Source organism: Achromobacter sp. ACM05, assembly GCF_019218915.1.
Taxonomy (GTDB): Bacteria; Pseudomonadota; Gammaproteobacteria; order Burkholderiales; family Burkholderiaceae_B; genus Achromobacter; species Achromobacter animicus.
This window is the reverse complement of sequence record NZ_JAHUWQ010000003.1, coordinates 98995-113231: the sequence shown is the minus strand read 5'-3', so window position 1 is coordinate 113231 and position 14237 is coordinate 98995. Positions and strand designations below refer to the sequence as shown.

Below are 14237 nucleotides of genomic sequence, written 5' to 3'. Positions count from 1 at the left end.
TCTCCGTCATGCCGTTTCGATCAACGGCGTAAATCCCGGCAATGCGCGCATGCGCGCCAGCCAGGCTGTAATGTGCGCAAAGCCGGACAGGTCATAACCGCCCTCTTCAGCCATGCTCGTGTAAGGGTACAGCGCGATATCCGCGATGGTCGGCGCCGTGCCCACCAGGTAGTCGCGGCCCGCCAGGTGAGCGTCCATCAGCGCCGCGGCCTTCATGCCGGTGACGCGCCACGCCACCATCTCCGGATCGTCTTTTTTTGCAGTCTGGCGCAGGTGGATCAAGAGCCGCGGCTGCGCGAAGGCGTGCATGTGCTGGGTCTGCTCGAAGCTCAGCCAACTCGACACCTGCGCTTGTGGCAGCCGGCCTTCGGGCAGCCAGGACGTCCCTTTTCCGAGATACCAGAGAATGGCTTGCGACTCCACCAGCCATTGCCCCTCCGGCGTCAACAACGCGGGCACCTGCCGCCACGGATTGATGCGCGCGAACGCATCGGTTTCCAGGTCGCCCTGGACGATGTCGAACGTGCGCCGCTTGACCGGCAGGCCCATCAGCCCGCAGGCCAGCCGGATCTTCCAGGCGTTGCCCGATCGCAGCGTATCCGCCAGCTCCAGCGGCTTGCCCGCCAGCGGGTGAGTCACCCCATTGTTCATATAAGGCTCCTTTTCATATGCGCGTTGCCTAATCCATTTTGATATTGGCGCGCTTCACGATTTCGGCCCACTTGGTCTTTTCGCCGCCAATGAAGCGCTGGTACTCGTCGGGGGTTCCCGTGTACAGCTGTGTGCCCTGCGCGGCCAGCCGCTCCTTCAGCTCAGGCGACGCCAGCGTCTTCTGCAAAGCCGCATTCAACGCGGCCAACACGTCAGGCGGCGTACCCGCCGGCGCAAAGAAGGCGTTCCACGAGCTGATCTGCAGGCCCGCATCGCCAGCCTCGGTGCTGGCCGGCACAGCGGGGGCAGACGGCAACCGCTTGTCGGACGCAACGGCCAGCGCACGCAATTTGCCCGACGCCACGTGCGGCATGATGACCGGACTGGCGTCCATCACCACATCCACTTGCTCGCCGATCGCCGCATTCACGGCCTCGCTGCCGCTCTTGAACGGCACGTGGACAATGTCGACGCCCGCCGTCAGCTTCAGCAGCTCCAACCCCAGGTGCGGCGAACTGGCGTTGCCCGCCGAGCCGAAGTTCAGCTTGGCCGGATTGGCCTTGGCATATTTGACGAATTCGGCGAACGACGCCGCAGGCACCCCCGATCGCACGGCCAGCAGGTACGGCGATCCGGACACCATGCCCACCGGCGCAAACTTGTCCGCGTCGTAACTGAGCTTGGTGTAGATCAGCGGATTCACGACCTGCGTGCCCACCGTCCCCATGAAGATCGTGTAGCCATCGGCCGGCGCCGTGGCTGCCACCTGCGCCGCGATCACGCCACCCGCGCCGGGCCGGTTCTCGATCACGATCCCCTGCCCCAACACGTCCCCCATTCCCTTGCCCACCTGCCGGGCAACGATATCCGTGATGCCGCCGGCGCCAAACGGCACCACTAACCGGATTGGGCGATCAGGAAACGCGGCCTGCGCGCCTCCGGACATAGCTGCTGTTGTCGCCAGTGCGGCCACCAAGCTCAAGACCTTCATGCCATTCCCCTTGTGTGCGCCGTCGCGGCGTTATGACACAAAGTGTCCTATAGATCATTGATTTTCCGCAAGGGGAATTGGATTAGGGAAATCCTTGAGCGGCGATGCGAACGGACGCGCCATCATCACCCGCCCCTCCCGCCTTGCCTGCGCATCGGCAGTTCTCTACAATAAAGAATAATTATCATTTGCAAAAGCATGCGATGCCCCTCACGAAGCAGGCCCAAGTCGAGACGCTCTATGCGGACCACCACGGATGGCTGCGGGGCTGGATTCGCAAGCAAGTAGGCAATTCCTCCGAAGCCGCCGACCTGGCTCACGACGTTTTCCTCCGCTTGCTGGGCCGGCCGGCGGTGATCGAGACACGCGAGCCGCGCGCCTATCTCAGTACGATCGCGCGCGGGCTGCTGGTGGATCACTGGCGCCGCAGCGAGCTCGAGCGTGCCTGGCTCGCGGTGCTGGCGCGCACACCCGAAGAACTGGCGCCGTCGCCCGAGAACCGGATGCTGGTGCTGGAGGCGCTCATCAAGATCGATCAAATGCTGGATTCCCTCAAGCCGAAGGTGCGCCAGGCCTTTCTGTGGGCGCAGCTGGAGGGCATGCGCTGTCCACAGATCGCCGAACGTCTGGGCGTCTCCCTTGCCACCGCCGAACGTTATGTCGCGGCGGGCTTGCGCCAATGCTATGCCCACCGATTTGGTGACGCGTGAGCGAGGCCGCCACGATTCCTGCCGCCGTGGTCGATGAGGCCATCGCCTGGTCGGTCAAACTGAACTTCGGTTCACCTGATCCCGACACCTGTGCCGCCTTCGAGCGCTGGCGCCGCGCGGCGCCCCTGCATGAGCGGGCCTGGTTGCGCATGCAAGCGTTGAATGCCGATTTCACTGCAGTACCGCAGGAGCTGGCGCTGGACACGCTCATCGCCATGGGAACGGCGCACGACACGCGACGGCAGCAGCGCCGTGCCTTGGTCAAGGGCATGCTGCTGCTGGGCGGACTGACGGGCACGGGCTGGGCCGTGCGCGAGCACACCCCGTGGCAGCGCATGCTGGCGGACGTAAGCACCGGTGTGGGCGTGCGCGACCGCATGACACTCGAGGACGGCACTTTCCTGGCGCTGAACACCGACAGCGCCGTAGGCGTCCGGATGGAAGGCGACAAACGCGCGCTCGTACTCTATCGCGGCGAGATCTCGATCCAGACCGGCGCCGATGCGCGGTCACCCATCAAGCGGCCGTTCTTCGTCCACACGCCGTTCGGCGCAGTCCAGGCGCTGGGCACACGATTCGTAGTGCGCCTGGACGACGATTACGCCCGGGTCAGCGTGCAGCAGCACGCCGTCGCGCTGCGGCCCGCCGACGGTGGCGCCCCGGTGATCGCCGAGACAGGCCAGACCGCACGGCTGGACCGCGTGGGCGCGCGGCTGATGAGCCAGCCTGCCATGGTGGCCGATGCCTGGCTGGACGGCGCGATCGAGGGCACGGACATGCGGCTGGCGGACCTGTTGGCCGAATTGTCGCGATACCGCCATGGCCGCATCAGTTGTGCGCCTGAGGTCGCCGATCTGCGCGTGTCGGGCACCTATCATGTGAACGACACCGATCGGACGCTTGCGTTCCTGGCGCAGACATTGCCGATCCGGCTGCGCTACAGGACCCGCTACTGGGTTGCCGTCGGGCCCGCGTGAAACCCGTCCTCACCCGGTTTTGCGGCTGCCAAGTTTTTTTTCATGAAAAGTGAGGGGATTTGCGGTTTCGACCGGCCTACAGGGAAAGACATCTTTCAACCTGGCCTATCAAGATTTCGCAATGACCCTCGCTCGTACCCCCAGGACGTCGCGCCTGACGCCCGTCCCGACCGTGTTGCCCACCGTTCTTTCCGGCCTGCTGTGTGGCGCCGCTCTTGGCTTTATCGCCCCAGCGGTCCAAGCGCAGGCCGGTGTCGCCGCGCAAGAAGCGGAATACACCTTCGCCATCGAAGCCGGGCCGCTTGAGCAGGCGCTGAACCAGTTTGCGCGCGCCGCCGGCGTGAATGTGTCGTTCGATGCCGCGCAGGTGAGCGGGCTGCGGTCCGAGGGGCTGCAAGGACGCTGGAGCGCCGGGCGCGGTTTGAGCGCATTGCTGTCCCGTACCGGATTCGAGGGAGTCAGGCTTTCCAGCGGCGGCTATGCCGTGCGCCGCCTGCCTGGCGGCGGCGCGACCATGCTCGAACCTGTCACCGTGACGGGGCAGGAGTACCGGCTCATGACCGAAGGCACCGGGTCCTACACCACGTCGGCGGTCACCATCGGCAAGGGCGAGCAGCAGCTGCGAGACATACCGCAATCGGTCAGCGTGGTGACACGCCAGCGCCTGGACGAGCAGAACCTGACCTCGGTATATGACGCGCTGGAAAACACCACCGGAGTGACCTTGCAACAGAGCCCGCAGGGCGGCAAATACATCTATTCCCGCGGCTTCAACAACAGCGTGATCCAGTACGACGGCGTGCCGCTGGAACGCAGCATGTATGGCCGCGCCAGCAACTACTCGGGCGGCACCGCGTTCTATGACCGCGTCGAAGTGCTGCGCGGCGCGGCCGGCCTGCTGCAGGGCTCGGGTTCCCCTGGCGGCGCGGTGAACCTGGTGCGCATGCGCCCCCTGCAGGAAGACCGCTTCATGGTCGAAACCCAGGCCGGAAGCTGGGACCGTTACGGCATGCAGTTGGACGGCAGCGCTCTGCTGAACGAAGACGGCAGCCTGCGCGGACGCGCCCTGATCGACCGCCAGGACCAGCACTCTTTCGTGGACCGGGTAAACCTGAAGAACACCACCGTCTACGCCACGGTCGAGTACGACTTCTCGCCGCGCACGCAGGTGAATCTGGGCTACAGCTACGAAGACCTGCGAGGCCGTCCTTCGATTTCCGGCCTGCCTCGCTACAGCAACGGCGAAGAGGTCGGTTTCAGGCGGTCCACCAGCTTCGGCGCAAACTGGAACCGGCAGGAGACCTCGAACCAGGGCTTCTACGCCGACTTCACGCATGCGTTCAACGACGACTGGCGTTTCAAGATGACCGGCGCCTACGTGAAAGAAAGCCAGCATCTGAAGTACACCGCGTCGAGTCGGGCGGTGAACCCCGTGACGCAGATGGCGACGGTCAGCGTGGCCAGGACGGTGGCCGACATCGATACCTCGGGCGTGGATGCAAACCTGACCGGCAAGTTCCGTGCGTTCGGCCGCACGCACGAGGTGGTCGTGGGCGCCAACTACGGACACAGCAAGATCGACACCTCCTACGCGTACCTGGTCAATTACGCGACCTTCAACGCGTTCAATTTCAATCCGAGCCTGCGCGAGCCCACCACGGCCGAGATACGCGCAGACACCGACGAGGCGCGCATCGGCTCGAACCGTGAGCTAGGCTTCTACGGCACCACGCGCCTGCAACTTGCCGATCCCCTGAAGCTGGTGCTGGGCGGCCGATTCAGCCGATCCAACCGGGTCTGGACGACCAACACGACTGAAGCCGGCGAGCTCGTCAACGATCAGACCAAACAGGCCAACACCCACTTCACGCCGTATGCCGGCCTGATGCTGGACCTGTCGCCGCAATGGACTACCTATGTGAGCTACACCGACATCTTCCAGCCGCAGAGCGAGGTGAATGCCGCGGGAGAGTCGCTCAAGCCAATCGTTGGTGAAAGCTACGAACTGGGCTTGAAGGGGGAGTTGCTGGACGGCCGCGTCAATACCGCATTCGCGCTCTTTCGCATCAACCAGAACAACCGCGCCCAGGTGGATTTCAACACCAGCCCGACCTGCGCTGCCGGCTATTTCTGCTACACCGACGCGGGCAAGGTACGCAGCCAGGGCTTTGACGCCGAGATCAGCGGCGAGCTGACCCGGGGCTGGAACCTCTTTGCCGGCTACACCTTCAACACGACCAAGTACCTGAAGGACCAGGACAGCGAAGGCCAGGCGTTCGCGTGGTACACGCCCAAGCACATCTTCCGGCTCTGGACCACGTATCAATTGCCTGGCGACCTGAACGCCTTCACAGTGGGCGGCGGTGTCAATGTGCAGAGCGGGCAGTCGCGCCAGATCGGCGCCACCACCGTGCACGCCAGCGGCCGCGCGGTGTGGAGCGCCTACGCGAAGTACCAGATCAACCGCAATTGGGCCGCCACGGTCAACCTCAACAACATCTTCGACAAGACCTACTACAGCGCCGTCGGCAACCTGGTCAACGGCATTCATTACGGCGATCCCCGCAACGCCATGCTGACGCTGCGCGGCACGTTCTGACATGAAGCCCGGCCTGCGCCAGCGCATGAGCTGGCTGCACACCTGGTGCGGACTGGTGTGCGCCTGGCTGCTGTGTCTGATCTTCCTGGCCGGCAGCATCAGCGTATTCCGGGGGCCGATTTCGCGCTGGATGACGGCCGAACCCGTCTTGCCGCCCGCGCCGCTGGTACTGCCGCAGGAGGCCGTGCTGGCGGCGGCCTCGCGTTTTCTCGCTGACCAGGAAGCCGACGTACGCTTCTGGCGCATCGAGCTGCCCGAAGCGACGACGCAGGCAATGCGGCTGGTGTGGCGCACCAACGCCGGCGTCACGCACGAAGCCGCGATGGATCCGCGCGACGGCACCGCTTTGCCCCAGCCGTGGGGACGCAAGAGCGAAGGCGGCCGCCATTTCATGACGTTGCACTACAGCTTGCATGCCGGCACGTTCGGCTTCTGGCTGGTGGGCTGGCTGACGATCGGCATGCTGGCCGCGCTGCTGTCAGGCATCGTTGTCCATAAGCGCATCTTCAAGGACTTTTTCACCTTTCGTCCGGGGCGCGGCCAGCGCGCCTGGCTTGACGGCCACAATGCGTCGGCCGTGCTCACGCTGCCGTTCCAGCTGATGATCGCCTATACCGGGCTGGCGATCTTCTACACCAGCTACATGCCAGGCCCGCTTCGTGCGGTCTATGGCGAGCAAGGGGCGGCGCGCTGGCAGGCGGAGCTTGCCGAGGCGTCGCCGCAAGCCGGGACCACGGCATTGCCCCCACGTCCTCAGCTGGACGACGGTCTGCCGGCGCGCCAGCAATTGGGCGTGCTGATGCACGCGGCGCAGACGGCGCTGGCGTCCCCCGCCCGCATGATCATGGTGGAGCGCCCGGGACAGCCGCGTGAGCGTATCAGCGTGTATGGCCGGCCGGATTCGGCGGCCACGATACGCGATCTCACCAGCCCGGTCGGACGCGCCGTATTCGACGGCGTCAGCGGCGCGTTTTCCGCCCTGCATCCAGCCGCCGGCCGGCAAGCTGGCGACGCCGCGCATGAAGTGATGGAGCGCCTGCATGTGGCCTCATACGGCGGCTGGACGATCAAGTGGCTGTACTTCGTCTGCGGACTGGCGGGCACGCTGATGATGGCGACCGGAGCGATGCTCTACACCGTCAAGCGGCGCAACAAGGGCCAGAGCGAATTCGGCGCCGCCACGCGAGCGTTCTACCGCATTGTCGAAGCGCTCAACGTGGCGGCGATTGCGGGAGCCGCTCTGGCCTGCATCGCGTACTTCCATGCCAACCGCCTGCTCCCGGCAGCACTGCCCGCCCGCGACACCTGGGAGATCAGGGGCTTCTTCGTGGCTTGGCTCTTGAGCCTGGCACATGCCTGCGTGCGGCCGGTGCGGCGCGCCTGGGTCGAACAGGTTGCCTGCACCGCGCTGCTGTGCCTCTTGCTGCCGGTGACCAACGTGCTGACCACCGGGCAACATGCGCTGGCCTATGCGCGTCGCGGCGACTGGCAGGCGGCATTGGTGGAGTCCACCATCGTCGTGCTTGGCGGCCTTTTCACCCTGCTGGCCTGGCGCCTGCGCGCGGGGGACTGGAACGCTCCCCGGCAGGCACGCGTGACGGCCGCGCCGCATGGCCATCGCTGGCGTGTGCTGGCCCGGGTGCTCTGCGCGGTGCTGGGCGGCTACGCGCTGGCGACCGTGAGCGCCATCGTCCTGGCTCAGCTCCTGCCGCTCGGCGGCCTCGTCAGCCCCGCGATCGCGGTGGTCGTGGCCAGCCTGCTGAGCTTTCTGATCTACACGGTGGCAGGGCTGTGGGTGTTCGCGGCGCAGAATGCGTGGCGGTGGCTGCTGACCGGCATTACCGTGCTGGCAGCGCTGGCCTGGGCGATGGGGACCGCATGAGCACCACGGTCGCAGCCCTGGCCGCTCTGGCGTTGGCCTTCGCCACCTTTGCCTGCCTGGCGCTGGCAATGGACCGGCATCACGAACAGGCAACCGGTCACGAAACCATAACGTCCGGGCTCAGATTCGGCATGCGTCTGGGCGCCGCGCTGCTGGCGCTTGCTGCGATGGCCGCCTGCCTGCAGGCCTGGGGTATCGCGGTGGCGACACTGGTCTGGCTCGGCATGCTGTCATGCGGCGCGATCCTGACCACCCTCACGCTCAGCTATGCGCCGCGGCGGCTTCGGGCTCTGGCCGCGATGGCGGCGTTGCTGGGCTTGGGCCTGGCCTGCACGTGAAACAGCCCGGCTGAACATCGGCGCTTTGCCTTATTCTTGCCCCCTATACACAATTGCCACACCGAGACAACAGAGAAAACCTCATGCACATTCACCGGATCGCTGCATTCACCAGCCAGGGCCAAGGCGGAAATCCCGCCGGCGTCGTTCTTGCGGATCAACTCCCCTCGCCCGACGAAATGCAAAGGGTGGCAGCCGAGGTCGGCTATTCGGAAACGGTCTTCTCTTGTCCAAACGGCGATGGTTCGTGGCGCACCCGGTACTACTCGCCTGAAGCCGAAGTCGCCTTTTGCGGGCATGCGACCATCGCGCTAGGCGCGGTGCTTGGGCAGACCGTGGGGCCGGCCCGGTATCCGCTGGCCCTGGCAAACGCCCGAATCGAAGTGTCGGCTGAAATCCAGGATGGCGAATGGGTAAGCGTGCTGCGCTCGCCGCCGACGCGCAGCGCACTCGCCAGCCCCGAGTTGTTAGCCGAGGCGCTCGAACTCTTCGGCTACGCAATGGACGACCTGGATGCCACGCTCGCGCCCTGCATGGCCAACGCGGGGATCGACCACTTGATTGTCCCGCTGGTTTCACGCGCCGCATTGGCGCGCATGAACTACGACCTCGACCAAGGACGGCACTTCATGCAAGCGCATCGCATCGGAACCATCGCGTTCGTGTTCAGCGAGAGCGATACCCTGTTCCACGCGCGCAACGCGTTTGCCATTGGCGGCGTGCTGGAAGACCCGGCAACCGGCGCAGCCGCCGCGGCATTTGCCGGAATGCTGCGCGACCTGGGCCGGAAAGCCCATGGCGAAATCGTCATCCTGCAAGGCGAGGATATGGGCATGCCCTGCCGCATCGAAGTGGCGTTCTCGGGGGAGCCGGGATCCCCGGTGAATGTGCGCGGCAAGTCGTCGGCAATCGGCTAGGCGCGCGGGCCGACCGGTCGCGGGACGGATAAATCCGTCACCGCGTTCAGCACGATGTTCAAGAAGGCGCTGGGGAAGCACGCCCGTCCCGGGGCAAGAAAATCAGCACCAACAACGAGCAAGCGCCGGCGCAAAGGAACGCGATATCGTACCTGCCGCTGAACGCCACCGTGGCCGCGAAAGCAGCCGGCGCCACGATGTTCACCAAACTGACCAATATCGAGGCTCCCGCAGCCGTTTCTGCGATCTGGTGGGCAGGCGAGCGGCGGGCGACCTCCGCAATCTGCACACCGTTCCAGCTTGCCGCAGAACACCCGGCGACCAAGGCTAGAACCATGAGAGACCACAGCGGCCATTGCGGGGTGGTAAATCCCAAGAGGATTGTCGTGCCTGCCGAGAACAGGGCAGCAATCGATAAACTTCCGGTAGCCGACCCCAAGCGGTCCGAAAGCCAACCCAACGCAATCCTGCCGACGACTCCTCCCACTTGCATCACGGCAAATACCGCCCCCGCCAGGCTCAATGAAAAGCCCAGCCGGTCCACCAGGTAAACCACCGTGAACGCGAACCAGCAGCTTTGGGATACGGCAAACAGGCTGCCCACAATCGACATCTTCAACAAGCCGCGATTGCTTCTCAGCGACGCCAACGGCACGCTGAGCATGCGTAACGAGTGCAGCGTAGGCATCATGGACGGCCGCCGCTTCTTCGCCGAGCCCTTCACATCCAGGATTCCACTCAATCGCCAGGTCAGCGCGGTTGGCACCAAAACAATCACCGCACAGACAACGAGGGCCAGGCGCCACCCGACAAGGGCGATGACTACCGGAATACACAGCCCCGCGATCATTCCGCCCAGTGGCACACCCGCCTGCTTGACCGAGAACATGAGATTGCGCATCTCCGGCGGCGAGAATCTCTGCAGCACCTCACTTCCGGCCGGGTTCGCGGCCCCGTTGCTCATCCCCATGGCAAAGCAGGCCACCAGGGCCACGGCCATGCTCGGATAATAGAAAAGCGCCATGCTTGCCGTTCCCACAACCAGAGCCAGCTGCAAGCTGCGCGTGCCCCCAATTTGCCGAAGCATGGACGAGCCGACAACGAGAATCATCAGGCCGCCTAGCGCGTTGCTCGCAGTCAGGTAGCCGATGGAACTCCCGCTCCATCCGAACTCTTCGGACATCGCAGTCGCAACGATCGGGATAAGGCGTGAAAGAAACGCGGAGACAGTCTGTAGCGTGAAAATAGCCACGACAGGCATGACCCACGCGGTAGAAGAGCTCTTCATGGCGGCAGGACTCAAAGGGGTGACGAGGATGATCCCTCGTTGAAGCCAAGCGAAATGATACCGACTGCGGCCTGACTCGCTACCGGCGACCTGGGCACCGCCGCCGCGGAGCCGTCTCTAGCTGGGGATTCCGACCTGCCTCTCAGATGCCGCCCTGGCCCCGCCCTCCCGCGCCCCGGCGCGCCTTGCGCCGCACGCGCCACACCAGAAAACCCGTCACGCACAACAACGCCACTACCAGCCCCGTCACCGCGACCAGCACCTGGCCGGGCCAGCCCAGGATGCGGCCAGTGTGCAGCGGGTATTGCCAGATCAGGAAGCGATCGCCGGCTGTACCGCTGTCGTATCCCGTCATGCCGCGCAGCAAGCCGGTCTGATCGTCGATGAAGATCTGTTCATAGCGCAGGCGCAGCGCGCGCTCGCGCATGCCGTCTTCCTTGAAGGCGATGCGATAGACGCCTTTGTCCGGCAGATGGCTGGCGTACCAGGGCAGGAAGCCGAGCGCGGTTGGGGGCAGATGCTCGCGTGCGCGCGCAATCGCCGCCTGGATGCCGTACGCGGGCGGCGGTCGCGTTCCGGCATGGCGGGGCAGGCTTTGGACGGGATGCGGCGTGATCGGGGAAAACAGCCTGACGGCCGGCCGGAAGATCTCGTTGCCCAGATTGAAGTACACGCCCGAGCCCGCGAGCACGATAGCCGCGGCCAGGGTCCAAAGTCCGCCCGCTCGGTGCAGATCAAAGGTGAGCCGCTGCCGGGAGGCGCCGCGTTTGATCTGCCACGCGGGCTTCCACTTTTGCCAGAACGTCCCCCTTCCCTGGGCCCACCCCGGCAAGGTGAGCCACGCGCCAATAAGCGACGCGAGCAACCAGACAAGCGCCAGGCCGCCCACCAGCCACATGCCCCATGGCGCGGGCAAAAGGAACGTGCGGTGCAGCTGGTTCATCCAGCCCATGAGATGCGGCAGGTCCATGCGCCACGCGCCCCACTGGCGCTGCCCCAGCACCGCGCCAGTCGCGGGGTCGACGAACAGACGGTTGAACGCCAGTGAGGGGGACGCGCCCTCGGCCGGCGGCCTGCGCGCCGCGACCGTAAGCTCGATGGCGTCGCCCGGGCGCGTATCGAGCGGCAGCAGTGCGACGCGCAGGCGCGGGTCGGCCGCTTCCACGCGCGCGATCAAGACGTCGGGCGGCAGCGCCACGCCTTGCCGTGCAGGAGTGAACAGCTGGGGGTTGAGCCAGCGGTCGAGCTCGTGCTGGAACGCCAGGACACTGCCGGTCACGGCGTTGACCAGCAGTAGCAGGAGCATGGTCAGGCCCAAATAACGATGAACCTGGACCCAGGCCTTGCGCGCCATGGCGGCTTACCAGCGGTGCGTATACGTCATGCTGAGCACTGCGCCCGCCGCAGGCAGGCGGCTGTTGTTGTTGCCGCTGCGCAGCAGTTGGCTGTAGAGCGGCAGGTATTGGCGATTGAAGAGGTTCTGCACGCTGAACGTGAACCAGTTCTGCTTGTCGAGATCGTAACGGGCCATCACGTCGACGGTCAGGTAGCTTTTCACGTCGGCGCGCGCGAATTGCGTACGGCCATCAGAGAGGCGATAGTCGCGCGCGCCGAAGTAAGTCAGCTCCGCGCGCGTGCGCCAGCGCTCGCTGGGCTGGTATTGCGCGTAGGCGGTGAGCTTCAGGGGCGGGATCCGATAGCCCGTCATGATGCGCGTATCGCTCGCGCCCGGCGCCTTCTCCTTGCCGTACATCCAAGTGAACGTGCCACCCACGGCCCAGACGTCGTCGTCGAAGTAGTGGTCCACGGTAGCTTCGACACCGTGGATGCGTTCGCGCGTCCGCGTGAGCGTGAGGCCGTTGTTGAAGGACTGCACCGCGCCAAGGTCGGAGTCGGAGCGGAACACGGCCAGCGAGGCGGCGGTGCTGGCAAAGCGTCCGCGCCAGCCGAGTTCGTAGTTGTTGGTCTTGACTGCCTGCAGCTCTGACGAGTTTATGTCGAAGCCCGCACGCGCATTGCGCAGTTGCAGGCCCACGTCAGGAAGGTCAAAACCCTGGCTGAACGAGGCGTACAGCTCATGATTGTCGGTGGGCTGGAACATCACGCCCGCGTTGTACATGAACGCGTCGTAGCTGATGCGCCCGCCTTCCACGGTGGCGGGCCGGGCCAGGCGCGACTGCGACAACGGCTGGAAATCATCGAACCAGGCGCTCGACCGCTCGTAACGCACGCCCGCCTCTGCCGACCACCGTTCATTGAAGCGGTGTTGAAGCTGCGTGAAGATACCGACGCTGCGCGTGGTGGTCCAGGGCAGATAGGTATTCGTGCCGATGCGCCGGAATTGCAGGCCGCCGCTCTGGTCATAGATCTGCGGGTCGAACACGTCCAGGGGCATTTCACTGCGCTCCTGGATGAAGTCCGCCCCCCAGCTGAGCGTGGTATCGCCCGAAGCAGTCAACGGCGTGTCGATGGTAAGGCGGCCGCCAAAGATCTTGTTGTTCTGCATAACCTGGTCGACGTTGTTGCCGCGATTCACGTTGGCGCGCGAGTCCGATGGCGCGAAACGCGTGCTGCTGTCGCGGGCATAGGCCAGCGCCGAGAGGCTGCTGCCCCAAAGGTCCCGGTGGTCGTAGCTCACGCTGACCAGCGTATTCTCGACCTCGTTCTGGCGCGCGAGATCCAGGCCTCTGATGGCGCGGGCATTGGTCGAGCCGAGCGGCGTGCGGGACACGCCAGGATCGCTGGCGTAGTCCGTATCCTGCCGGGCGCGCAGGTAACTGGCGGCCAGTTGCACGCGCTGATTGGCGTCGATGCGAAAGCCGAGCTTGCCACCGATGCTGTAGGTGTTGGAGTCAAACAGATCGCCCTGGCTGGCATCCGGCGCGATGCGGTCACCATGCGCATCGTACGAGCCGCCGATGCGGCGGTACGAGAGATCCAGCTCGTAATCGACCCGGTCCTTGCTACCCGAGAAAAAGTGCTGCACCTGACCGCCCATCCCCGCAGCGCCCGGGTTCGACAGCGACATGTCCATGCCGACCTTCGTCTCGGCGATGGGCTCGCCACCCGGCTGGCGGGTGGTGATCGAAATGATGCCGCCGGTGGCGCCGCTGCCGTAGATGGCGTTGCTGCCGCGCACGACTTCGATGCGTTCGATGCGCCCCGGATCGACGTTGACCAGGTTGCGCGAGGAGTCGCGATTCGTGTTCATGGGAATGCCGTCCACGAGAATCAGCGCGTTCCGGCCACGCAGCGTCTGACCGAAATCGGTCAGGTTCCGGCTTGAATCCGACATGCCAGGCACCGCCTTGGTCAGCATCGTGGCCAGATTGGGCGAGTTGTCGCGCAAGTCGTCGAGCGTTTCGCCCTCGATCACCGTGACCGAGCGGGTGGGCGCCATCAGGTTGCTGGCAAGACGGTCGGTGCTCACCGAGACGACCGGCAGGGTTTGGACCTCGGGCGCGGCAGCGTCCGCGCGATTGGGCAAGCGCTGTATCGTGATGGCGCCGCTTGCGAGGCTGACCGCCTGCAGGTCAGAACCCGCCAAAACGCGTTGCACGGCTTCGAATGCGGTCATGCGGCCAGAGAGCGCGGGGGCCTGACGGCCAACGAGCAGCGCCGGGTCGGCGGCAATACTGCGTCCCCCCAACTGGCCGATGCGGGTAAGGCTCCCGGTCAAGGGGCCGGCGGGCAGGTTCAGGTCGATCTGGGCACCGGCTGCCGCAGCATCGGCTGCCGCAGCACCGGCTGCCGCAGCATCCGCCGCCTCTGCGCTGAGGGGAAATGTCAGCGGGGCTGCGGCGCAGGCCAGCCAACCGGCGACGGCCAGAGGCCGCAGGGGCGCTGTAAATCGGTATGGCATGAAAGCTTCTCCAGGTTTCGTT

11 protein-coding genes are annotated in these 14237 nt (G+C 65.3%); 6 read left to right on the top strand and 5 right to left on the bottom strand.

Annotation, left to right across the window (positions count from 1 at the left end; all coding sequences use genetic code 11):
* Positions 1-6 precede the first annotated feature (6 nt).
* Positions 7-651: a glutathione S-transferase family protein gene (locus KW836_RS18830; RefSeq protein ID WP_218344395.1), complete on the bottom strand. Its 645-nt coding sequence runs from the start codon at positions 649-651 to the stop codon at positions 7-9.
* A 28-nt stretch (positions 652-679) separates the two neighbouring features.
* Entirely contained in the window at positions 680-1642 is a 963-nt protein-coding gene (locus tag KW836_RS18825) for a tripartite tricarboxylate transporter substrate binding protein (RefSeq protein ID WP_218344394.1), read from the bottom strand.
* A 203-nt stretch (positions 1643-1845) separates the two neighbouring features.
* Here KW836_RS18825 and KW836_RS18820 point away from each other — a divergent pair, with 203 nt between their 5' ends.
* The 6 genes from KW836_RS18820 (at position 1846) to KW836_RS18795 (ending at position 9065) form a co-directional block, all read left to right on the top strand.
* Positions 1846-2352, top strand: coding sequence for a sigma-70 family RNA polymerase sigma factor (locus KW836_RS18820; protein ID WP_218344393.1), 507 nt, complete (start codon positions 1846-1848; stop codon positions 2350-2352).
* Positions 2349-3329 carry a FecR domain-containing protein gene (locus KW836_RS18815; protein WP_218344392.1) on the top strand — a complete coding sequence of 327 codons (981 nt, stop codon included), beginning with the start codon at positions 2349-2351 and terminating at the stop codon, positions 3327-3329. The genes KW836_RS18820 and KW836_RS18815 overlap by 4 nt, the downstream gene beginning before the upstream one ends.
* A 121-nt stretch (positions 3330-3450) precedes the next feature.
* Entirely contained in the window at positions 3451-5928 is a 2478-nt protein-coding gene (locus KW836_RS18810) for a TonB-dependent receptor (RefSeq protein WP_218344391.1), read from the top strand.
* Position 5929: 1 nt separating this feature from the next.
* Positions 5930-7810 carry a PepSY domain-containing protein gene (locus tag KW836_RS18805; protein ID WP_218344390.1) on the top strand — a complete coding sequence of 627 codons (1881 nt, stop codon included), beginning with the start codon at positions 5930-5932 and terminating at the stop codon, positions 7808-7810.
* Positions 7807-8148, top strand: a complete 342-nt coding sequence (locus KW836_RS18800) for a DUF3325 domain-containing protein (protein WP_175139306.1) — start codon at positions 7807-7809, stop codon at positions 8146-8148. Before KW836_RS18805 ends, KW836_RS18800 begins: the two co-directional genes overlap by 4 nt.
* Before the next feature lie 83 nt (positions 8149-8231).
* The gene (locus tag KW836_RS18795; RefSeq protein ID WP_218344389.1) at positions 8232-9065 is read left to right on the top strand and encodes a PhzF family phenazine biosynthesis protein; all 834 of its coding nucleotides are present in this window, start codon (positions 8232-8234) and stop codon (positions 9063-9065) included.
* Positions 9066-9123: 58 nt separating this feature from the next.
* Here KW836_RS18795 and KW836_RS18790 read toward each other — a convergent pair whose 3' ends face one another.
* The 3 genes from KW836_RS18790 to KW836_RS18780 all read right to left on the bottom strand — a co-directional run bounded on the left by KW836_RS18790 (position 9124) and on the right by KW836_RS18780 (position 14215).
* A complete protein-coding gene (locus tag KW836_RS18790) occupies positions 9124-10353 on the bottom strand; it encodes an MFS transporter (protein ID WP_218344388.1) in 1230 nt (409 codons plus the stop codon).
* A gap of 142 nt (positions 10354-10495) precedes the next feature.
* Complete coding sequence (locus KW836_RS18785) at positions 10496-11707, bottom strand: PepSY domain-containing protein (RefSeq protein ID WP_218344387.1); 1212 nt, start codon at positions 11705-11707, stop codon at positions 10496-10498.
* Positions 11708-11713: 6 nt separating this feature from the next.
* The gene (locus KW836_RS18780) at positions 11714-14215 is read right to left on the bottom strand and encodes a TonB-dependent receptor (RefSeq protein WP_218344386.1); all 2502 of its coding nucleotides are present in this window, start codon (positions 14213-14215) and stop codon (positions 11714-11716) included.
* Positions 14216-14237: the final 22 nt, after the last annotated feature.

What these genes read in the sequence shown, in the direction of transcription:
- KW836_RS18805 (WP_218344390.1), top strand. Translation starts at nt 5,930, where the DNA reads ATGAAGCCCGGCCTGCGCCAGCGCATGAGCTGGCTGCACACCTGGTGC.
- KW836_RS18800 (WP_175139306.1), top strand. Translation starts at nt 7,807, where the DNA reads ATGAGCACCACGGTCGCAGCCCTGGCCGCTCTGGCGTTGGCCTTCGCC.
- KW836_RS18820 (WP_218344393.1), top strand. Translation starts at nt 1,846, where the DNA reads ATGCCCCTCACGAAGCAGGCCCAAGTCGAGACGCTCTATGCGGACCAC.
- KW836_RS18830 (WP_218344395.1), bottom strand. Translation starts at nt 651, where the DNA reads ATGAACAATGGGGTGACTCACCCGCTGGCGGGCAAGCCGCTGGAGCTG.
- KW836_RS18810 (WP_218344391.1), top strand. Translation starts at nt 3,451, where the DNA reads ATGACCCTCGCTCGTACCCCCAGGACGTCGCGCCTGACGCCCGTCCCG.
- KW836_RS18780 (WP_218344386.1), bottom strand. Translation starts at nt 14,215, where the DNA reads ATGCCATACCGATTTACAGCGCCCCTGCGGCCTCTGGCCGTCGCCGGT.
- KW836_RS18790 (WP_218344388.1), bottom strand. Translation starts at nt 10,353, where the DNA reads ATGAAGAGCTCTTCTACCGCGTGGGTCATGCCTGTCGTGGCTATTTTC.
- KW836_RS18785 (WP_218344387.1), bottom strand. Translation starts at nt 11,707, where the DNA reads ATGGCGCGCAAGGCCTGGGTCCAGGTTCATCGTTATTTGGGCCTGACC.
- KW836_RS18795 (WP_218344389.1), top strand. Translation starts at nt 8,232, where the DNA reads ATGCACATTCACCGGATCGCTGCATTCACCAGCCAGGGCCAAGGCGGA.
- KW836_RS18825 (WP_218344394.1), bottom strand. Translation starts at nt 1,642, where the DNA reads ATGAAGGTCTTGAGCTTGGTGGCCGCACTGGCGACAACAGCAGCTATG.